This is a genomic window from Streptomyces sp. NPDC059582 (assembly GCF_042735715.1).
GTDB lineage: Bacteria > Actinomycetota > Actinomycetes > Streptomycetales > Streptomycetaceae > Streptomyces.
This window is the reverse complement of record NZ_JBHWCC010000025.1, coordinates 101,012-121,418: the sequence shown is the minus strand read 5'-3', so window position 1 is coordinate 121,418 and position 20,407 is coordinate 101,012. Positions and strand designations below refer to the sequence as shown.

The following is a 20,407-nucleotide window of genomic DNA, read 5'->3' as shown; positions in this document are numbered from 1 at the left end:
GGTGACACAGTCGCCAGGCGAACTGGTGGCCCCGCCCGACGACGGCCGCCGCTGCTGCTGCGGCGGCGGCGAGGACCACGGTCAGCGGTTCGTCCTGCCAGGGACGAGTTCCGTCCCGACCCGCCTGCCGCGCCCCGGCCGCGGTTCCCGGGCCCGTGGGTCAAGGGCGTCAGTTCATCAGTCCGGCGGCCAAGGTCGCTCCGAGTTGCCAGCATGCCTCGGTGTCGGCCTTGGTCGGCTCGCCGGTCACGCTCACCGGTTCCGCGGTGCGGCGCCAGCCGAGGCCCGTGGTGATCGAGTCGATGCCGCGCATCGCTCCGGTGACGTCGTTGCCGCCGTGGACGTAGAAGCCGAACGGCCGGCCGCGGGTGGTGTCCAGGCAGGGGTAGTAGACCTGGTCGAAGAAGTGCTTCAGGGCGCCTGACATGTAGCCGAGGTTCGCCGGGGTGCCCAGGAGGTATCCGTCGGCGGAGAGCACGTCGGACGCCGTGGCGGACAGCGCCGCCCGGCGCACGACGTCGACGCCCTCGATGTCCGGGTCCGTCGCGCCGGAGACGACGGCTTCGAACATGGCCTGGCAGTGGGGCGAGGGTGTGTGATGCACGATCAGCAGAGTGGGCACATCCCCGAACCCTGCCGTCCCGGCCTGCCGACCGCAAGCCGGGCCGGGGGCCGGACGCCGCACCACCGCCTCAACGCCCGCCGCGACAGTGACCGGCGGCCCTGGCGTAGTGGCGGGCCAGGGCGTGGAAGGCCTCCTTCGGCTCCCAGTGCCAGCCGGAGCGCGGATCGCCGGGCCGGTCCTCGACGGTCCTGGTGATGGCGTAGCTCGCCATGTCGAGGTCGTAGCGCGGCTTGTCGGGGCGGTGCGGGGCGTCCGGGGTGACGAACTCGAACGCCATCGCCGCGTACAGTCCCATCGACTCGAAGACCGCCAGCAGGTCCACCAGGTAAGCGGCCTGGATGTGTTCGCTGCGGACCAGGTCGCCCTTGATCTCCTGCGGGTCCTTGTCGTAGTCGACGACGTTCCAGCCCATGCCGGCCGTCTCGGGCGCGCCGACGTACGCGCAGGTGCCGAACTCGGTGATGGCGAGGGGTTTGCCCCAGCGCAGGTGGCGGCGCAGCTCACGGACGTGGTCGGCCGGGTGGGGGAAGAAGGAGTAGTAGTCGATGCCCACGATGTCGAACAGGGTCCAGTCGACCCGGTCGTCCTGGGCGGCGGCGTAGCTCAGCGGGCCGTGGAAGACGGAGCGGCCGGTCCTCGCCGCCTTCGCGGTGAAACGGTCCAGCCGGCGCTGCATCTTCTGCGGGTCGTAGGTGCCCTCGATCAAATTGCGCACCCGGTCCAGGACCGTGTCTCCCGGCACGATGCCCGGCACGAACAGCCAGAACTCGCAGCCCACGCTGAAGTCGACGCTCGCACCCTGCCTGCGCAGCCGTTCCGCGAACCGGCCGGTCTCCGCGAGGTGTTCGAGGATGTCCCGCTCCGGGACGTCCCCGAGGGTGGGCTGGAGCCAGACGTGCAGACCCCGCTCCGCCGCCTCGGCCGCGGTGGCCGTGAGCCGCTCCACGCCGTCGCCGGTGACGTCGACGGTGTCGGCGTGCAGCCGGTCCCGGATGGCACGGATGTCGGCCCGCATACGGGCGGCGCTCCAGGCGGTGCCCGGGGTCTCGCCCTCCCCCACCGTGTAGACGACTCCGCGGTGCCGCAGTCCCCGCCGGGCCGCCGCGTCCGTGGCCCCCGCCCGTCCCGTCGTCCCCAGCGCGCCCGCCACGCCGAGCGCGGCCGCTCCGGCCAGGAACCGGGCCCGGTTGATCCCCTTGGTCTTCTCCATGTCCCCACAGTGCGGGGCGGTGCCCTCGCCGCACTGTCCCCCGATGGTCTACGGCGGCACGACCAAAGTAGGGGCCGCGGTTATCTGTCGGCGCCGGCCGGTGCCGCGGGGATCCGTTCCAGGACACCGCCCGCGAACACGTCGTACAGCGGCAGCGTCTCCAGGTGGACGTAGCCGATGTGGCAGTCGCAGGCGGTGAGGGGGCAGGGGCGTGGGCTCAGGGCCGTACGGTAGGACCCGTCGTAGAGGTTGCCCAGTTCGGCGGGGACGAAGTGGCAGCGGCGGACCGTGCCGTCACCGTCGACGGAGATCACGGACTCGCCGGTGCGGCACGGCAGGCCCGCGCTGGCGTGCGGGTGGCGGCTGTAGGGGAAGAGCGGATCGAGTGCGGTCCAGAGTCCGGCCTGCGCGTCGTCGTAGGTGTGGCCCTCCGCCGCGTTGACCCACAGGTACACGTGCGCGGGCAGCTCGGCGCGCAGCCGCCGGGCCGCCGCCAGGTGTTCGGGCAGACCCACGATGCCGACGCTGAAACGGACTCCGTGGCGGACCAGTTCGTGGCACTTGGCCAGGAAGCGGTCGTACGGGGTCTGGCCCGGGTGGTACGTGCACCACAGGGCCAGGGTGTCCGGGTCGGCGTCCGCCAGCCAGTCGGTGCGGCAGCTGAGGTTGGTCTGGATGGCCACGCGGCGGATGTGGGGCTGGTGGGAGAGTTCGGTCAGGGTGCGCCGGTACCAGGACCGCACCAGGCCCTCGCCCCAGGGGGTGAAGAGGACCGAGAGGCGGTCGGTGGTCGCCTCCGCGGCCCACGCGGCGAACCGTTCCAGGGCGGCGCGGTCCGCGCGCAACTGCTCGCGGCTGTCACGGCGCTTGGCGAAGGGGCAGTACGGACAGTCGTAGTCGCAGGACGCCAGCGGGCCGCGGTAGAGGAGGGTCAGGTCCATCGGGTACGGCTCACTTCCGCTCGTAGGCGGCCATGGCGGCCCGCACGGCCGGGGAGAACAGCTCGGGGCCGATGGCGTCGGAGTGGGCCAGCCCCTCGGGGGTCAGGCGCAGGGTCGGCCGCGTCCGCGGGTCGCCGTGTTCCAGCCAGCCCAGGGCCGTGAAGCGCTCCAGCTCGGTCGCGAAGTCGTCCGCGGGGACGCGGCCGCCGAAGCGGGCGCGGTAGTCGGCCGTCCCGAGTCCCTCGGCCTGGAGCAGGGACTGCAACAGGTGGCGTCGGCGGGCCTCGTCGGCGTCGACGGGGCGACCGTACTCGGCGTGCGCGAAGTCGGCGGCGGGGCGCGAGACGTAGTCGTCGACGATCGAGCGGATCTCGTGCATGCCGACGGCGTAGTCGAAGGAGTAGTGCAGGGCCGCCGTGTAGGAGCGGGCGCCGCAGCCGAGTCCGATCATGCCGTCGGTCTGGCAGGCGTAGTCGTCCGCGCCCTGGGGCGGTGCGTCCGCGCGCCGGAACATGCGCATCGACTGCTGGGTGTAGCCGTGCGCGAGGAGGTGGTCGCGGCCGAGGCGGTACAGGCGCAGGCGCTGTTCGTCCCAGGCGGGGTCGGCGTCACCGGCGCGGCGGCCGAGGCCGGTCAACGGGCGTATGTAGAGCGGGTAGAGATAGAGCTCCTCGGGGTGCCAGGCCAGGGCCGCGTCCAGGGAACCCAGCCAGGTCAGGTCCGTCTGCCCGTCGATGCCGTAGATCAGATCGATGTTGAGCACCGGGATCCGGGCGTCGCGGATGCGGCCGAGGGCCGCCTCGACGTCGGCACGGCGTTGCGGGCGTACGGCCGCTCGAGCCTCGGTGTCGTCGAAGCTCTGCACACCCAGACTCAGGCGGGTGGTACCACGCGCGGCCAGGACCTCCAGCCGGTCGGCGGTCGCCGTGGCGGGCGAGGCCTCCACCGAGAGCGGTACGGCCCGCAGGTCGGCGCCCATGCGGTGTTCGGCGATGTCGCACAGCCGTTCCAACTCGGCGGCGGTGAGGAAGGTCGGGGTGCCGCCGCCGAAGGCCGCGGTGGCGAACCGGACGGGTCCCTGCTCGCCGAGCGCCTCCCGCACGGCGGTCGCCTGCCGGTCGAGGGCGTCCAGGTAGGCGCCGCTGAGACCGTCCGGGGCACCGATGCGGGTGAACAGGTTGCAGAAGCCGCAGCGGACCTCGCAGAACGGTATGTGGAGGTAGAGGGAGAGGGCGTCCTTGGGCTCCGCCTCCCAGAGGGTGCGCAGCCGGGGGCGGTCCTCCAGCTTCCGGTAGGCCGTCTTGTGCGGGTAGGCGTAGACGTAGCTCTGGTAGGGGCTCACGCGCTGCGGGCGCTCGCTGCCCGGGCGCGGGCCGGTCACGGTGGTCATCGGGCGGCCTCCGCGGGGGTGGACGTGGAGTCGAGCAGGAAGTGGGCGTACGGCACGGTCCACACGGACTCGTGGCCGATCCGGTGACCGGTGTAGCCGTCGTCGCCGTACGCGGTGCCGTGGTCGGAGCAGACGATCGCGAAACAGGGGCGCCTGCTGCTCGCGGCGGCGAACAGGCGGCCGATGTGCCGGTCCACGTACTCCAGGGCGGCGGCGTGCGTCTCGCGGGAGTCGCCCGTCTCTTCGGTGGCGCCGGGCAGGTGGAACCAGTTGGGCTGGTGCAGGGAGGCCGCGTTGACGAAGAGGAACAGCCGCCTGTCGTGCGGCAGTCGTCGTATCAGCCGCTCCGCGCACGTCACCTGGGACTCGAACGACGTGGGTGAGGTGACGCCGAACTCCGGTTCCCAGTGAGACTCCTGGAACAGTCCGGGCAGCACCGAGCCGAGCGGGCCCTGCTTGTTGAAGAAGCCGACTCCCCCGATGCACGCCGTGTGGTAGCCCGCCTCGGCGAGGCCGGAGACCAGATCCGGGGTGTCGTAGACGAAGGTGCGCCGGGCGGTGGTCTCGCTGCCCGCGAAGCTCGCCGCGAACAGCCGCGGGTGCGGACCGGGGGCCGCGGGCGTCGGCAGGAACCCGGCGAAGATCGCCTGGTGGGAGGCGTAGGTGAAGCTGCCCGGGGCGTGCCGCCGCTGCCACCGTCCGTCGGGGAGATGGCGGGCCAGGTGCGGGATGCGGCCGGCCGCGGCCAGTTCGGCGGCGACGTCGTACCGCAGGGTGTCGAGCGTGACGAGCAGGATGTCGTGGCTCCCGACGATCTCGTTCATGTCGGGATCGGCCGGGGCGGGTACGGGGTGCGGCGGGGCGGCGAGCGGGGCGGGCGTGCCGTCCAGGTCGGGGGCGCGGTGCGAGTCGGCGGCGCGGTGCGGGTCGTGCGCGCGGTGCGGGTCGTGCGCGCGGTGCGGGTCGTGCGCGCGGTGCGGGTCGGGGGCGTGGTGCGGGTCGTGCGCGCGGTGCGGGTCGGGGGCGTGGTGCGGGTCGTGCGGGTCTCGGGTGTCCTGCGGCGCGGGCGTCGGTTCAGGCGCTGGCATGGGTGTTTCCTGTTCTGTACGGGACGTGCGGGCCGGCCTGCCGTGCGCGCGGGACGCCGGCGGGCGGCCGGGCGGAGGGCGGGCGGCGCAGGACCGCGGCCACCTGGGTCGCGTAGGTGTCACGGCCCTCCGCTCCGCTGCCCGGCAGTCCGGTGAGCCGGGGCAGCAGGTCGCCGAAGGCGTTCACCTCGCCGACCGCGAACCTGCGCCAGCCGACGGCAGGCAGGAGGTCGACGCCCACACACAGGGTGTTCGGGAAGCAGGCCGCGGCCCGTTCGCACACGGCGAGGGCGTCCGACCAGCGGGCTCCGGCCGCCTCGACGGCCTCCCGCGCGACGTCCAGGTCGCCGCGGCTGCCGCCGAGGTGGAGATTGGTCAGGGGTGAGGAGCTGGTGCGCACGACCGCGTGGGTGGCCCGGCCAGCCACGACGACCACCCTCAGATCGGCCGCGCGGCCCCGCTGGGAGGCCTTGGGCAGCCAGCGTTCGAGGTGCAGGCCGTCGGGGGCCAGCGCGTCGACGATCGCGGCGATGTCCTGTTCCCGCTCGTACCGGTGCACCTTGAGGGAGTTGAACAGCCGTCCGTCCGGGGTGAGTTCGACGGAGGTGGTGGCCCTGACGCGGTCGGTGCCGGAGGCCTCGACCGCGAGGACGCCGGACGCCGACGAGCCGTGTGCGGGCTTGACGAAGAGCCTCGGCATCCGGTGCTCGCGCATCAACGCCCGTACATCGTCCCAGCCGCCGACCGTCGAGGCCTCCGCGGATCCCTCCGGTCCCGACGTGGGCGAGAACGGAACGGGAACTTCCGCCGCGGTCAGGACGGCGTGGCAGCGCCGCTTGTCGAACAGGACCGCCAGCTCGTCCGGGTCGTCGAGGCGGATGCCGCCCCGCAGGCTGCGTACCGCGGTCATGAAGTGGGCGTACCAGCGCGCCGAACCCTCGACCCGGGTGGGGTCCTCGGTGCCGCGCAGCAGCCGGTCGACGGCCGTGTTCTCGCCGGGCGAGTCGATCCTGACGACGTCGTCGGCGGCGAAGTCGGCTCCGCCCGAGCGCAGCACCTCCTCCCACGACACGACGCGCGGGACGGGCAGGCCGGCCGCGCGTACCGCCTCGGTGAACAGCGTGACCCGGCGGTTCTCGGGATTGCCGACGACCGCGACGCGCGGCCGGGCGCCGTGCGTCCAAAGCGGCTCACACACCTCACTCACCTCACGCACCTCACTCGCGTCACTCGCGTCACTCACCGACGGCGACATAGCGCGCTTCCGGGTCGTGCGTACGTCGTCGGGCGGGGGTGAGGACGAGTTCCGTTCCGTGCGGCTCCAGCGCCTCACGCAGCCGGCCGACCAGGCCGTCGCTCAGGAAGTGATGCCGGAGGTTCAGCGAGCGCAGGTGGGTCAGCGGCTGTCCCGACAGAAGTGCGGAGCCGCCCTCGTCGCTCAGCGCGCCCATACCGAGGTCGAGGGATTCCAGACCGGCGACGGCGGGGGCGGCGGCCACCGCGGCGGCGATCTCGTCCTGGATGTCGCTGTTCTGGAGGCCCAGGTGGCGCAGTTCGGGGCAGCGCCCCAGGGCGCCGAGGAGCGGTTCGATGTCCGCCACGGTGCAGTCGCCGCCGTACCAGGTGGTGCCGAGCCAGAGTTCCAGGTGGCGCAGGGCAGGGAACTCGCAGGCGCTCAAAGCGCGTACGGGGGCCGCCGCCAGGCCGCCGGACTCGATCCGCAGCGTGCGCAGCCCGTCGTGCCGCAGCGGTTCGATCACCAGGTCCTCGGAGCCGCGTACGCCCAGTTGCTCCAGGAGCGGCCAGGCGCGCAGCAGACGGGTGACGTCGCCCTGGCTGATCCAGGAGATCTCCGACTCCTCGGACACCACGTCAGCGAGGAACACCGCCCGCAGCCGCGGAAAGCGGGACGCCTCGGCCGTGAGCAGGTCGATGACGGGGTCGATGCCACGCTCGTCCCACTCCTGCCACCAGGCCCCGACGACGAGCGCCGTGACCTCGTCGGTGGGGACCTCGTCGAGGAAGCCGCTCCAGACCTGTTCGAAGGGGGTGTCCCAGTCGGCGGCCACTTTCCAGGCGACCGACGCGGGGGACGGCAGCGGGGTGGGCCGGTGCTCCCCGGCGGAGGGGAGGTGGAGGGAGTAGAGGTGCACGGGCAGACCGTGGAAGCGGGTCAGGTGCGAGGGGTAGTACGACACGGGCGTTCGCGCTCACTCGCCGCAGGCGACATAGCGGTACACCGTGCCGTCGTCGTCCCGGTCCTCGTCGGCGTCGTCGCGGTCCAGGTCCACCTCCACGCCTGCGGGTTCGAGCGTCTCCCGTATCCGCTGCTGGACGGGCTCACTCAGGTAGTGGTGGTGCAGGTCGAGCTTCTTCAGGTGGGTGAGCGGCTGGCCGCCGAGCAGCGCGACGGCGCCGTCGTCGCTCAGGGTGCCCATGGACAGGTCCAGCACCTCCAGGCGGGCGACCACCGGAGCGGACGCCACGGCGGCGGCGACCTCGTCCTGGATCTCGCTGTTGTGCAGGGCCAGATGACGCAGCCGCGGCAGCCGGGCCCCGGACAGGATCGGCTCCAGGTCGGCCGCCTCGCTGTCGGCGCCGTACCAGGACGTGCCCAGCCACAGGTCGAGCTGCTCGAGGGCGGGCAGTTCGCTGGCGCCGATACCGCGCACGACAGCGACGGGCAGGCCGCCGGTCTCCACGTTCAGTCTGCGCAGCCCGGTGTGGCTCAGCGGCCCGAAGCGCAGGTTCGTTCCGCCGCGCACGCCGAACTCCTCCAATTCGGGGAAGCCGGTCAGCAGTCCGGTGACGTCCGTCTGGTGGATCCAGGAGATCTCGCACTCCTCGAAGATCATGTCCCCCAGGAACAGCGCGCGCAGCGCGGGCAGTCGGTCGCGGGCGGCCAGCAGTGCCTCGACGGCGTCGGTGGGGCCGCTGTCGTAGGCGTCCTCCCAGGCGCCGACGATCAGGGCCCGCACCCGGGTCGTGTCCACCGCGGCGCAGAAGCGGGCGAAGACCGCCTCCCACGCCTCGTCCGCGTCGTAGGCACCGCTGGTGATCCGCCAGGCGACGGCGTCGGGTTCGGGCAGCTTCGTCGTCGCCTCGGGTCCCGGGAACGTGAAGGCGGGAAGGCGGTAGAACTCCTGCAGGTGGTCACCGATGGCCATGCGGGCTGCTCCTGACGTGCAACGGTTGTGGTGTGCGGTGCGCAGCAGTTCTACCAACAGGCACTGACAGCGGCCCTCGGCAGGGTCGGTCGCGGCCCGTTGTCAGTGGCGGCTCGTACTGTCCGGGCATGGAGTCCGGTGCGCCGAGCACCGGATGGGGAGGGGAGAGCCATGTACCGGCAGGGAGACGTGCTGATCGTGCCCGTCGCGGACGGTTCCGTACCGGCCCAGGTCACGGACGGGCCGAAGGAGCCGCGGGACGCGCGCGGCCGGCTCGTGCTCGCCCTGGGCGAGGTCACCGGCCATGCCCACGCGGTGGTCGGTCCGGGCGAGATGGTGCGTGAGCCCGGTCCGTCCGGGACGCTGATGCTGCGTCTGCCCGAGGGCGGCCGGGTGGTCCACGAGGAGCACGCGGCGATCACGCTGCCCAAGGGGTGGTACCGCGTGATCCGGCAGCGCGAGTACGTGCCCGGGTCGGTGCGGATCGTGGCCGACTGACGGGTGGGGCGGGGAACCTGATGACATACGAACTCAAGCTGACGGAGCGGGCTTTGACGACTCGACAGGTGGCAGTGGCGACGGCGACGGAGGACTCCGGCCACCCGGACGACGTCTTCCCTGCGGACGGAGGCGTCCCGGGGGCCGGGGATGAGGCCGTCCCGGGGGCCGGGGATGAGGTCGTCCCCTCGGAGGGTGTCGTCCGCGAGGCGGTCGAGGTGTCGCTGGAGGACGTCCAGCGCTGGCGGGAGTGCGCCGCGGCGGCCGTCCCGGCCGATCGTGCCCGAGCGGAGGCGGGCGTCCTGCTGGCGTACCGGCGGGCCGGACTTGCGGCACCGGAGCGGGTCGTGTGGGTCGACTCCCCGCGTGCGGGCGTGACGCTGATACGGACGCTGTCCGGCACGGACACGGGGGCGAGCGTGCGCGAAGCGGTGCGCACCGCGCCCTGGGCGGCGGAACGCGGGCGCGTGTACGAGCGGTTGGGCGCGGCGGGCTGGTCGGCACACTGGTCGGCCACGGGGGGCCGCCTGTGGGCGACGACTCAGGCGCTCGTCGAGCGGATCCGCAGGGGCGTGCTGGACGACCTCGCGGCCGGGGACCAGGCCACGGAGACGGAGATCCGGCTGGTGCTGCTGGACGCCGTGCTCGGCCAGCACGACGCGCCGTGGCTCGCCGCCCTCGGCGCGGACCGGTCCCCGCTCGACGGGCTGGTGGAGGTGTGCCGCGGCGCCGGCTGGTGGTGGCCGTTCGAGAAGGTCGCGGTCGTCTGCGAGCGTCCCGTCGCCCTGCACCGGGACGAGGCCGGCCGGCTCGACCGGGGGGACGGCCCGGCGCTCGCCTTCCCCGACGGCTTCGCCCTGCACGCCTGGCGTGGCATGCCGGTACCGGCCGCCTTCCTGGCGGAGTTGCGCACACTCACGCCGGAACGCATCCGCGCGGAGGAGAACGCCGAACTGCGCCGGGTCATGCTCGAGTACTACGGCTACGACCGCTATCTCAGCGACTCCGATGCCCGCCCGATACACCGTGACGAGTCCGGCACGCTGTGGCGCATCGAACTCGACGGTGACGAACCGGTCGTGATGGTGGAGGTCCTCAACTCCACGCCGGAACCGGACGGCACGCACCGCACCTACTGGCTGCGGGTGCCACCGACGACACGGGAGGCCAAGGAGGGGGTCGCCTGGACGTTCGGTCTGGGGGTCGAGGCGTACGCGCCGCTGCGGGAGACCTGAGCCGCCCGGGCCCGCGCTCTGGCCAACGTGCGGGCCCCTCTGTTTCGCTACGTGGCGTGGAGTGATCCGGTCATGGTCCGGCACACCCGGGACCCGGAGCGAGGAGACGGAACGTGGGCGGAGACGGGGCGGCGAGCGTACTGGTCACCGGCGGGAGCGGGTTCGTCGGCAGCCATCTCGTACGGCGGCTGCTCGAACGCGGGTACCGGGTGCGCGCCACGGTGCGCAGCACCGCCGACACCGCCAGAGTGGGACCGCTCACGGCGATGAAGGGCGCCTTTCCCGGGCGGCTGGAGCTGTTCGAGGCCGATCTGCTGGTGCGGGGGTCGTTCGACGAGGCGATGAACGGGTGCCGGGTGGTGTTCCACGTGGCGTCGCCGTTCCTCATGCCGGAGAAGATCAAGGACGGCCGCCGGGACCTGGTCGACCCGGCGCTGCTGGGGACGCGCAACGTGCTCGGCAGCGTGGAGCGGACACCTCACGTCGAGCGCCTGGTCCTCACCTCCACCGTCGGCGCGATCTTCGGCGACTACGCCGATGTACGGGGCATGGACGACCAGGTGTTGACGGAGAAGTACTTCAACACCACCAGCACGGTGGACAACAACCCCTACCACTACGCGAAGACCCTCGCCGAACGCGCGGCATGGGAGGCGGAGGCGGCCCAGGACCGCTGGCGCATGGTGTCGGTCAACCCCGGTCTGGTCCTCGGCCCCTCGCTCACCCCCGCGTCCCGGTCCGGCAGCCTGTTCCTGCTCGACGAGCTGTTCAAGGGCTACTTCTTCTACGGCGCACCGGACTTCAGTTTCACGACCGCCGATGTGCGCGAGGTCGCCGACGCGCACATCGCGGCGGCGGAGAACCCCGACGCGAAGGGCCGTTACATCGTCGCGGCGCAGACCATGACGTCGTTCCACGAGATGTCCCTCATCCTGCGCGCCCGCCATCCCCGCAGCCTCCGTCTCCCCCGTACGGCGCTCCCGCACTGGCCGGTCCGCCTGCTCGGCCCGGCCTTCGGCCTCACCCAGGACTACATCCGCAAGCACCTCGGCATACGGTTCCGGGTGGACAACAGCCGCAGCGTGCACGAACTGGGCATCGACTACCGCCCGGTCGAGGAGACGCTGCTGGAGCACTACGAGGTGTGGCGCCGCCGACGACAGGCCTGAGGGCCGGCTGCGGAACGCGGGAGAGGGGCGGCCGTCACAAGGGAGCCCCTTCCCTCAGGCACACCACCGTTCCACCGACCGCGGCCGCATGCAGCGCGGACGCAGCCGCCCTCACACTGGACCACCCGGACGCGGTTGGCCGTCCCACCCCCATATCGGTCGATGTCGCAGGGGGCACTGTTCGAGTGTCGGGGGGTTCGCGGATCATGATCCCTATGCCTCATACCTCTCGACGAAGACTTCTCGCCGCTCTCGCGGCCTCCGCCGCCTCCGTGCCGCTCGCCGGAGCGGCGTCGGCTCCGGCCCGTGCCGCCGCGGCTGCCACGACCGTCCCTCCGTTCGCGGGGCCCGCCGGGCTGTCCTCGGCCCGCTCCTCGGTGACCCTGGCGCCGCTGGACGGCTCCTACTTCACATCGGTGGCGCTCGGCTCCCCGCTCACCGCCACCGTGCTGGCGGGCACCCCGGCCCGCACCGAGGTCACCTCCGGCGGCACGCGCGTCGCGCTGCTGACCCATGGTGCGCGGACCGTCGTACTACCCGGTCCGCAGCGCACGTTCGCGGAGAACAAGCGGCCGTTCGTGGACGACTTCCAGCGCACCCTGCCCGATCTGTCGCTCGAGATACCGGACCGGAAATACTGGGGCACGTCTCCCGGCGGTGGCAGCTGGTACACGCTGGGACCGGTGGACACCGACTACGCGGTGGTGCCTGGCAGCGGTGTCATCAGCCTCACCACGGACGGCTCCAGCCGGCACGCCAGCCTGCACGACGAGGAGATCACCGACGTCGACGCCCGCTGCACGGCCCGGTTCGACAAGGTGCCCACCGGCCAGGCCTGTTCCTTCGGGCTGACGTTCGGCTACCAGAGCACCCACCGCAACTACCGGGCCCGGCTGTCCTTCCTGACCTCGGGTGCGGTCGAGCTGCGCGTCGAGAAGGAGGTCGACGACACGGTGACGCAGCTGGTCCCCGCCCTCACCCTCGGCACGAGCGTGTCCGCGGGGACCGACTGGACGATCCGGGTACGCCGGGAGGGCACCCGGATCCAGGCCAGGGCATGGCGGTCGGCGTCGGCCGAGCCGGCCGCCTGGGCCGTCGACGTCGTCGACGTCGTCGACCCCACCTTCGCCAAGGGCCGGGTGGGCCTGCGCGCCCTGGCGAACACGGGCTGCACGAACCTGCCGGTCAAGCTGTCCGTCAGCCGCTTCGAGGTGGACGCCGCGAACTGGGAGACACCGCCGACCGTCACCCACGGAGACTGGGTGCGGGTGCTGCCGGAGCCGTTCGACGGAACCTGGACGGCGCAGCTGGAGCAGACGATCCGCGGCTGGGCCGGCTCCCCCGCTCCCGACGTCCTGGCCCACGCCGCGATGTTCCTCGCCGACGCGCCGACGGTCACGGCCGGGGCCGGACCGGCCCAGGGCAGGCAGGTGCTGGGCGAGGCCGGATACGGCTACCTGGACCCGCAGGGCTACCGCTTCGAAGGCGCCGACTTCCACGAGTACATGAACACCGGCTGGACCTTCCCGGACGGCACCTACGTCAAGCCGTCCAGCAAGCAGGTCGGCAACCTCGACTGCTCGGGCTACACGCGGATGGTCTACGGCTATCACATGGGCGTGCCGCTGGCCGCCGGCGCGGACACCTCGGGAGAGCGGATTCCGCGCCAGTCGCGGTACATCGTCGACTCCGCGCCCGGGGTGATCGTCGACCGCACCGACGGCACCGGCCCGCCCGCCGCGGCTCTGCTCCAGCCCGGCGACCTGGTGCTGTTCAACGCCGACTCGGGCGACGACGCCGAGTCGGGCCCCGTGACCGTCGACCACGTCGGCATCTACCTGGGCAGGGACGCGGCCGGCAAGCGCCGTTTCCTCTCCAGCCGCAAGACGGTCGACGGGCCCACCATGTCCGATCTGGGCGGCGCGTCACTGCTCGACGGCACGGGCACGTACGCCACGAAACTGCACACCGTGCGCCGTATCTGAGGCCGTGGCCGAACTCGTCCACGAGCTCGGGTCCGAGCCGGCACGCGAGGTCAGCCGACGTCCCAGAGGAACCGGTGGGTGTGGATCCCGAAGTAGGGGAAGGACTGCACCTGCCGGACTCCGTCGATCGGTCTGACGACGTCGTTGACGAAGTCCAGGAGGTCCTTCGGGCCGGGGGTGACCACCTCGGCGAACAGGTCGAACCCGCCGGAGGTGAGTACGGAGTAGACCACCTCGGGGCGTTCGGCCAGGGCGTCGGCGACGACTCGCGGGTCTCCGTCCACCCCGATGCCGAGCAGTGCCATCGCCTGGCCGCCCATGGCCATCGGGTCGGTCACGCCGACGACCTGAACGGCCCTGGAGTCCAGCAGGCGTTGCAGACGCTGCCGGGCCGCCGAGGCGGACAGGCCGACCTTCGGGCCGAGGTCGGCGTACGCGATGCGGCCGTCGGTCTGCAGTTCCCGCAGGATGGCCCGGTCGATCTCGTCCACGTCCCCTGCTTCCCTTCCCGTCCCGGCGGCTCGCGACCACCCTATCGGCGCACGTCAGCCGGCCAGTTCGGCCAGGGCGGCGGCGAACACCCCGGTGTGCGTGTCCACGTCCCGCTCCGTGGTGTCCGGGCACATGAGCGCCATGTTGTGGAACGGGGTCAGCAGGATTCCGCGGTTGGCGAGATAGAGGTGGAGGAAGTCCTCCAGCTCCGGGTCCGCGGCCGCCGCCGACTCGGTGCCGGTGCGTGGCGCGGGCGCGGTGAAGCGGTACTCGGTACGCGCGCCGAGGCGGCTGACCGACCAGGGCAGGCCGTGGGCGTCGATGCCCGCCCTGACGCCCGTCTCGAAGCGCTCGGAGAGCTTGGACATATGGGCGAAGGCCTGGTCGGTCAGGACGTGTTCCAGGGTGGCGCGCGTCGCGGCGACGGACAGCGCGTTGCCCGCGAGGGTGCCGCCGACCCCGCCCATGTCCACCAGGTCGAGGTCGGCGCGGGCCAGCAGCCGCTCGGCCAGGTCGGCGGAGAGGCCGTAGGTACCGGCGGGGATGCCGCCGCCGATCGCCTTGCCGATGGTCAGCACGTCGGGTTCCAGGTCCCAGGCCGCGGTGCAGCCGCCCGGCCCGGCGGAGAAGGTGTGCGTCTCGTCGTTGACGAGGAGCGCGCCGTACTGCCGGGTCAGGGCACGGACCCCGGCCAGATAGCCGGGTTCGGGCAGCACGATGCCGATGTTGGTCAGCGCGGGCTCCATCAGGACGGCGGCGACGTCCCCGTGGGCGAGTTCGCGCTCCAACTGCGCCAGGTCGTTGAACTCGGCGACCCGGCTGGTCAGTGTGACGTCGCAGGGCGCGCCGACGTTGCCGGGGCGGGCCGCGCCCCGGCCGTCGGGGCCGACCACGATGAGCGACTCGTCGACGCTGCCGTGGTAGCTGTAGCTGTTCACCAGGATCTTGGCGCGGCCGGTGACGGCACGGGCGAGCCGGATCGCCCACCGGTTGGCGTCCGTCGCCGTGAGCGAGAAGCTCCACCGCGTCAGCCCGAAGCGCCGGGTGAGCTCGGCGCCGACCCACTCGGCGTCCTCGGTCGGCAGCATCGCGGTCGCCCCGCCGAGCTCGGCGAACCGGTGCTGGACGGCGGCGGCCACCACCTCCGGCGAATGGCCGGCCATCGCGCCCGTGTCCCCGAGGCAGAAGTCGATGTAGTCGTGTCCGTCGATGTCGGTCACGCGGGCGCCCCGGGCGGTGTCCAGGTAACGGGGAAAGGCACCGGCCGTCTTGTTCATCCAGGTCATCGGAACCCGACCGAAGAGGTGCTCGGACCGCCCGTAGGCGGCCTTCGAACGCGGGTTGCGGCGGTCGGCCTCGGCGCTCTCGCGGGCCAGAAGGTGCTGCAGGCGGGTGCGGTCCATGACTACCTCGGATGGCGACGACGGATGGCGAAGGAATGCCTGGACCATACGACCGTATTCGACGTCACATCAAGGATCGGCGCTCGAATCAGTGAGCGTGACGATTGATTCACGCGTCGACAGGACACCGGGGAGGCAGCGGGCGCAGCAGCCCGGCCGGGGGCCGCCGCAACCCGGAGAGGCCACAAGGAAATGAAGGTCACAATTACGTATCGGGCATACCGCCCTTCAACCTTCACATGAGCCGCACAAATTAGCTAAGTTGGCGCCAGGCCGCTCGGAACCCTCCGGCGAATCCCGCCGGGCCGTGCAGCCTCCGCCGAGTCCGGTGAACCACTGCGGCCGCCGGAGCCGGGGACCCAACCGATCTTTGGGGTGAATCGGCCCAACTGCCCTGCGGGGCAAGGGCCGTAGGGCACGCCTTCCGGAACCTCCGCCCGAACCCGACAGCTAACTCGGTAGGCGGTGCACGGAAGGAGTACGTCGCCGATGGCGCCGGAACGCGACACGCGCCCCGCTGGTCCCGGTCTCCCCGGAATGCAGGACGCGGTCAGCCGTGAGGAGATCCGGAGACGGATCAACACCCTCTACGACCGCGCCGAGACGGACACGGGAACCTACAACGCCACCCGCGCGATGTCAGCGGGAAACCGCAGGTCCGCCGAACCGGCGCGGAACCCGGAGCGTCGGCCGGGCGATCCCGCCCTCGACACCATCGCCCGGCAGTGGTTCGACGGGGCGCGCGCCAAGCTGGGCCCGACCGTCGCGGCGGTGCTGCCGGCCGACAGGATGCCCGACCCTCCGGCCGCGGCCCGCCCCGCGCGCGCCGAGCGCCCCGACCGCCCGGCGGAGCTGCCGGCCGGCATTCCGGCCCCCCGTCTCGAACTGGAGGCACCCGCCAGGCGCGTAACGGAGCTCACCGCCGGTCCCGTCGCCGCGCTTCCGGCCGCGCCGGAGAGGGGACGTGACGCCCTCCCGGCCCTGCCCGCGCCCCAGGCCGCTCCGGCGCTCCCGGCCGCGCTGCCCGCCGCCTCGCTCTCGCCTTCGCCCGCGCTCTCGCCCTCGCCCTCGCCCTCGCCCTCGCCCGACAGCGGGTCGCGGCAGGCCGCGCTGCGGACGACCAAGGGGCAGATCCAGGACAAGCTCGCCTCCGCGAGGAGACTGCTGGCCCGGCAGCTCGCCCTGCGCAGCACACCGCCCGCCGCGCTCGAAGCCGCGCCCCCGGCCGAACCCCTGTGGCCGTCCCCCGCGCAGCCGGATCCGCTGTTCGGCGAGGGTGACGGCTGGCTCACGCAGCCGGCGACCGGACTCGACACCGGCTTCCCCCTCGGCGGCGGCTACGCGAACACCCCGCTCGACACCGGGCAGTTCAGTCTCCCCGTCGACACGGGCTACACGAACGGCCCCGTCGACACCGGGCAGTTCGCCGTCGTCCCCACCGTCGTGGGCCACACGAACAGCCCTGTGGACACCGGACAGTTCAGCCTCACCGTCGACACGGGTTACACGAACGGCCCCGTCGACACCGGACAGTTCGCCGTCGTCCCCTCGGACATGGGGTACCCGAACAGCCCCGTCGACACCGGACAGTTCAGCCTCCCCGTCGACACGGGCTACACGAACGGCCCCGTCGACACCGGACAGTTCGCCGTCATCCCCACCGTCGTGGGCCACACGAACAGCCCTGTGGACACCGGGCAGTTCAGCCTCCCCGTCGACACGGGTTACACGAACGGCCCCGTCGACACCGGACAGTTCGCCGTCGTCCCCTCGGACATGGGCTACCCGAACAGCCCCGTCGACACCGGGCAGTTCGTCACTCCCGCCCCCGTTCCCGTGCCCGAACCGCCCTACGGCGGCAAGGCCGCCATGGCGCTCGACTTCGCCCGCGCCCAGATCGGCAGGCCGTGCCTGTGGGGCGCGACCGGACCCGAGTCGTACGACTGCTCCAGCCTGACCCAGGCAGCCTGGCGGGCCGCGGGGGTCGCGCTCCCCCGTACGGCGCTCGACCAGGCTCGCGGCGTCGCGGCGATACCGCTCACCGACCTCCAGCCCGGAGACCTCATCTTCTTCCACGGCGACGCCGGCCACGTCGGTCTCTGCACGGGCAACGGCACGATGATCCACGCCCCCGGTCCGGGCGCTTCCATACGGGAGGAGTCGATCTTCTTCGCCGGCCAGACCGCGATCCACAGCGCGGCCCGGCCCGCCTGAGCCCCGGGCCGCACAGGTCGGGCCGTACTGCAGGTCGGGCCGCACGGGTCGGGCCGTACAGGAGTGTCCGCCGCTGGCATTCCGCCGCCGACGGCGGCATGGTGGAGCCATGATTTTCATCGCCGTACGCTTCACCGTCCGTCCCGAGCTCGCCGACGAGTGGCCGGCCCTGGTGGCTCCCTTCACCGAGGCCACCCGCGCGGAACCGGGCAACCTGTTCTTCGACTGGTCGCGCAGCGTCGACGACCCGCACAGGTTCACCCTGTTGGAGGCGTTCGCGGACGAGGACGCCGGGGCCGCACACGTGGGGTCCGAGCACTTCAAGGCGGGGCTGGCCACGATGGCCGGCGCGGTCGCCGAGACGCCCGAGATCATCAACGTGAACGTTCCCGACCAGCACGGCTGGGGACCGATGGCGGAGCTGGCCCCGCGGCCGTGAGGCCGTTCAGCGCTCGGCCGGGACCGGAAGGTCCTGCGACTCCAGGCTGATCAGCTGGTCCGCGGTGGGGTCGGTGAGTTCGGCGACCCGCTGGGCCTGGCGTTCGGTCATCTCCTGGAAGACCTGCCGGGCCGAGCGGCCGTTGCCGAACCCCTCGCCCTTGGGCAGGCGCCGGAACATGTCCAGGAGCTCCGTGCGGGCGGTGGGCGTGAGTTCGTAGCGGTGCCGGCCGGCCTGGTACTCGACGATCGAGACGAGCTCGGCGGCCGCGTAGTCCTCGAAGAAAAGGGTGCGGCCGAACCTGGAGGCGAGGCCGGGGTTGGAGCTGACGAAGCGGTCCATGTCACCGGGGTATCCGGCGGCGATGACGACGACGTCGTCGCGGTGGTCCTCCATCAGCTTGACCAGGGTGGCGACGGCTTCGGTGCCGAAGTCGTTGCCCGCGCCGAGCGGGGCGAGGGAGTACGCCTCGTCGATGAACAGCACGCCGCCCAGGGCCCGGTTGAAGGCGGCGGTGGTCTTGGGGCCGGTGTGGCCGACGTACTCGCCGACCAGTGCCGTCCGGTCGACCTCGACGAGGTGGCCTCGGCGCAGCAGCCCGAGAGCTTTCAGCAGCCTGCCGTAGAGGCGGGCGACCGTGGTCTTGCCGGTGCCGGGGTTCCCGGCGAAGACGAGGTGGCGGCTGAGCGGCGGGGCGGGCAGGCCCGCCTCCTCGCGGCGGCGGACCGTCTGCATCAGCTTGACCAGCGAGCCGACGTCCCGCTTGACCCGGTCGAGGCCGACCAGTTCGTGCAGTTCGCCGAGCAGGTCCTCCAGGGTCTCCTCGGGCTCGTCCGACGCCTCGGCGGCCCCGGGGCGGGCCGGCTCGGCGGCACCCGGCGCCGCGTGGGGCGAGGCGGGTGCCGGGGCCGGAGCCGGGGCCGGGGTGCCGAAGGTGAGCGGGAGGCCGTCCTTCGTGCAGTCCTCCAGCACGGGGACCGCGCCGTCGTCGACACCGAGAGCCTCGGCGCAGTCGCTGATCCGGCAGTGCCGGAAGAGGGGGTCGGCGGTGGCGCCCACGTGCAGGGCGGGGAAGCCGGAACGGGTGACGTCCAGCGAGGTGAAGGTGCCGCCCGCGCCCTCGGCCAGGAACACGCCGTTCTTGCCCGGGTGGTGGATGCGCAGGTTGGTCATCTCCGGCCGGGCGCCGGTCCACACGACCGCGCCGGAGCCCGCGCAGTCCTCCAGCGAGCCGCCCGTCACCTTGGCGTCGGCGCCCTCGTCGACCACGAGGCCCGCCGCGCCGGCCCCGGTGACCCGGATCCCGGTGAGGACGGCGGCGGCGCCCTTGGCGACCTGGACACCGATCTCCCCGGTGTCGGTCACCGTGCTGTGCTCGACGGTGGTACCGGCCGGCGATCCGATGCCGATGCCGGAGGCCGACCCCGAGATCCGGCAGCCGGTGAGCGTGGCCGCGGCCCGCTCCAGCACGCACACACCGGTCATGGCGACGTCGCTGATCCCGCAGTCGGCGAGTTCGAGCCGGGCCTCGCCGGTGGCGTGGACGCCGTGTTCGGCGCCGCCGCGCACCCGGCAGTCCGCGAGCCGTCCGACCGCGGTGCCCGCGAGGTGGACGGCGCTGAAGGTGCTGCGGTCGATCCGGCAGTCCGCGAGCTCGGCCTGCCCGGCGCCGGTGACGAGAAGCCCGTTGGCGCCCGCGTCGGCCACCGCGCAGCCCGAGGCGTTCAGCCGGGCGTCCTCCTGTACGACGAGCCCGCTGGCGGCGGCACCGCGGATGCGGCAGTCGGTCAGCTGGGCCCGCGCGGAGCCGGTCAGGTGCACTCCGGCGGCGCCCGGCGCCTCGATCCGGACCTCCCCGGCGCTGGCCTCGGTGGTGTCCTCCAGGAGCAGCCCGGCCCGGCCGCTGCCGGTCAGCACCGAGTCGGTCAGCCGCAGCCGTGACCGGCCGCGCAGCCGCACGCCGGATCCGGTCGTACGCTCCAGGCGCAGCCGTACGGCGTCGAGTCGGGCGGTGCCGGACAGGACGACGCCGGTGCCGTCCACTCCCGTGACGGAGGTGTCCTCGAGCTGGGCGCGGACCGCGCCGGCCAGGTGGAGTCCGGCCAGCCGGGCACCTTCCAGGCGGCACCGGCGCAGCACCACGGCGGTGGTCCCGCTCTCCTCGTCGTCCGGTCCCTTGGCCTGGACCCGGCCGCTCTCGACCGTGCACTCCTCCAGCACCAGCCCGGCGCCGGGCTCGACCGTGACGGCCGGGACACCCGGGTCGGCGCCCCAGACGGTGATGTTGTGCAGGGCGCAGTCCGGACCCGAGACGGTCACCGCGGGCTCCTCGCCCGGCGGGGCGGCCAGGACGACGCTGCCCCGGCCCTGTTCCGCGGTCAGCACGACCGCCCGGTCCAGCACCACGGCCTCGGTCCAGGTGCCGGGGGCGATCACCACGAGGTCGCCGGGCGAGGCCGCGCGTACCGCCTCACCGATGGTGCGGTAGGCGCCCCGGCCGCCCTGTCCCTTGGGCGCCACGGTGTGACGGGTCATGTCCGTTCCTCACTGG

The 20,407-nt window shown here is 72.7% G+C and carries 17 protein-coding genes and 1 riboswitch; of the genes, 6 read left to right on the top strand and 11 right to left on the bottom strand.

Annotated elements, in window-relative coordinates:
• Positions 1-169: 169 nt before the first annotated feature.
• The 8 genes from ACFV0T_RS22120 to ACFV0T_RS22085 all read right to left on the bottom strand — a co-directional run bounded on the left by ACFV0T_RS22120 (position 170) and on the right by ACFV0T_RS22085 (position 8,421).
• A complete protein-coding gene (locus ACFV0T_RS22120; protein WP_385781651.1) occupies positions 170-622 on the bottom strand; it encodes a flavodoxin family protein in 453 nt (150 codons plus the stop codon).
• A gap of 70 nt (positions 623-692) precedes the next feature.
• Entirely contained in the window at positions 693-1,835 is a 1,143-nt protein-coding gene (locus ACFV0T_RS22115; RefSeq protein WP_385781648.1) for an abortive phage infection protein, read from the bottom strand.
• A gap of 80 nt (positions 1,836-1,915) precedes the next feature.
• Positions 1,916-2,776: an STM4011 family radical SAM protein gene (locus tag ACFV0T_RS22110; RefSeq protein ID WP_385781646.1), complete on the bottom strand. Its 861-nt coding sequence runs from the start codon at positions 2,774-2,776 to the stop codon at positions 1,916-1,918.
• Between the two features lie 10 nt (positions 2,777-2,786).
• On the bottom strand, positions 2,787-4,166 hold the full coding sequence (locus tag ACFV0T_RS22105; protein ID WP_385781643.1) for an STM4012 family radical SAM protein: 1,380 nt from the start codon (positions 4,164-4,166) through the stop codon (positions 2,787-2,789).
• Positions 4,163-4,990, bottom strand: coding sequence for an STM4013/SEN3800 family hydrolase (locus ACFV0T_RS22100; protein ID WP_385781684.1), 828 nt, complete (start codon positions 4,988-4,990; stop codon positions 4,163-4,165). The genes ACFV0T_RS22105 and ACFV0T_RS22100 overlap by 4 nt, the downstream gene beginning before the upstream one ends.
• Positions 4,991-5,240: 250 nt before the next feature.
• A complete protein-coding gene (locus ACFV0T_RS22095; RefSeq protein ID WP_385781640.1) occupies positions 5,241-6,452 on the bottom strand; it encodes an STM4014 family protein in 1,212 nt (403 codons plus the stop codon).
• Between the two features lie 37 nt (positions 6,453-6,489).
• A complete protein-coding gene (locus tag ACFV0T_RS22090; RefSeq protein WP_385781637.1) occupies positions 6,490-7,452 on the bottom strand; it encodes an STM4015 family protein in 963 nt (320 codons plus the stop codon).
• Positions 7,453-7,464: 12 nt separating this feature from the next.
• Positions 7,465-8,421, bottom strand: coding sequence for an STM4015 family protein (locus tag ACFV0T_RS22085; protein WP_385781634.1), 957 nt, complete (start codon positions 8,419-8,421; stop codon positions 7,465-7,467).
• 171 nt (positions 8,422-8,592) lie between these two features.
• Here ACFV0T_RS22085 and ACFV0T_RS22080 point away from each other — a divergent pair, with 171 nt between their 5' ends.
• The 4 genes from ACFV0T_RS22080 to ACFV0T_RS22065 all read left to right on the top strand — a co-directional run bounded on the left by ACFV0T_RS22080 (position 8,593) and on the right by ACFV0T_RS22065 (position 13,308).
• A complete protein-coding gene (locus ACFV0T_RS22080; RefSeq protein WP_385781630.1) occupies positions 8,593-8,919 on the top strand; it encodes a hypothetical protein in 327 nt (108 codons plus the stop codon).
• Positions 8,920-9,137: 218 nt separating this feature from the next.
• Entirely contained in the window at positions 9,138-10,154 is a 1,017-nt protein-coding gene (locus ACFV0T_RS22075; RefSeq protein ID WP_385781681.1) for a DUF6745 domain-containing protein, read from the top strand.
• 113 nt (positions 10,155-10,267) lie between these two features.
• The gene (locus ACFV0T_RS22070) at positions 10,268-11,323 is read left to right on the top strand and encodes an NAD-dependent epimerase/dehydratase family protein (RefSeq protein ID WP_385781627.1); all 1,056 of its coding nucleotides are present in this window, start codon (positions 10,268-10,270) and stop codon (positions 11,321-11,323) included.
• 215 nt (positions 11,324-11,538) lie between these two features.
• Positions 11,539-13,308 (top strand): NlpC/P60 family protein, encoded by a 1,770-nt coding sequence (locus tag ACFV0T_RS22065; protein ID WP_385781624.1) that lies wholly within the window; start codon positions 11,539-11,541, stop codon positions 13,306-13,308.
• 50 nt (positions 13,309-13,358) lie between these two features.
• Here ACFV0T_RS22065 and ACFV0T_RS22060 read toward each other — a convergent pair whose 3' ends face one another.
• Positions 13,359-13,799: an Lrp/AsnC family transcriptional regulator gene (locus tag ACFV0T_RS22060; protein ID WP_385781621.1), complete on the bottom strand. Its 441-nt coding sequence runs from the start codon at positions 13,797-13,799 to the stop codon at positions 13,359-13,361.
• A 54-nt stretch (positions 13,800-13,853) separates the two neighbouring features.
• On the bottom strand, positions 13,854-15,203 hold the full coding sequence (locus tag ACFV0T_RS22055) for a transaminase (protein WP_385781618.1): 1,350 nt from the start codon (positions 15,201-15,203) through the stop codon (positions 13,854-13,856).
• Between the two features lie 307 nt (positions 15,204-15,510).
• Positions 15,511-15,684: riboswitch (cyclic di-AMP (ydaO/yuaA leader) on the top strand.
• A gap of 8 nt (positions 15,685-15,692) precedes the next feature.
• Here ACFV0T_RS22055 and ACFV0T_RS22050 point away from each other — a divergent pair.
• Positions 15,693-17,417, top strand: a complete 1,725-nt coding sequence (locus tag ACFV0T_RS22050) for a C40 family peptidase (RefSeq protein WP_385781615.1) — start codon at positions 15,693-15,695, stop codon at positions 17,415-17,417.
• A 109-nt stretch (positions 17,418-17,526) separates the two neighbouring features.
• The gene (locus ACFV0T_RS22045; protein WP_385781613.1) at positions 17,527-17,856 is read left to right on the top strand and encodes a putative quinol monooxygenase; all 330 of its coding nucleotides are present in this window, start codon (positions 17,527-17,529) and stop codon (positions 17,854-17,856) included.
• A gap of 6 nt (positions 17,857-17,862) precedes the next feature.
• Here ACFV0T_RS22045 and ACFV0T_RS22040 read toward each other — a convergent pair whose 3' ends face one another.
• Positions 17,863-20,391 carry a right-handed parallel beta-helix repeat-containing protein gene (locus tag ACFV0T_RS22040; RefSeq protein ID WP_385781610.1) on the bottom strand — a complete coding sequence of 843 codons (2,529 nt, stop codon included), beginning with the start codon at positions 20,389-20,391 and terminating at the stop codon, positions 17,863-17,865.
• Positions 20,392-20,407: the final 16 nt, after the last annotated feature.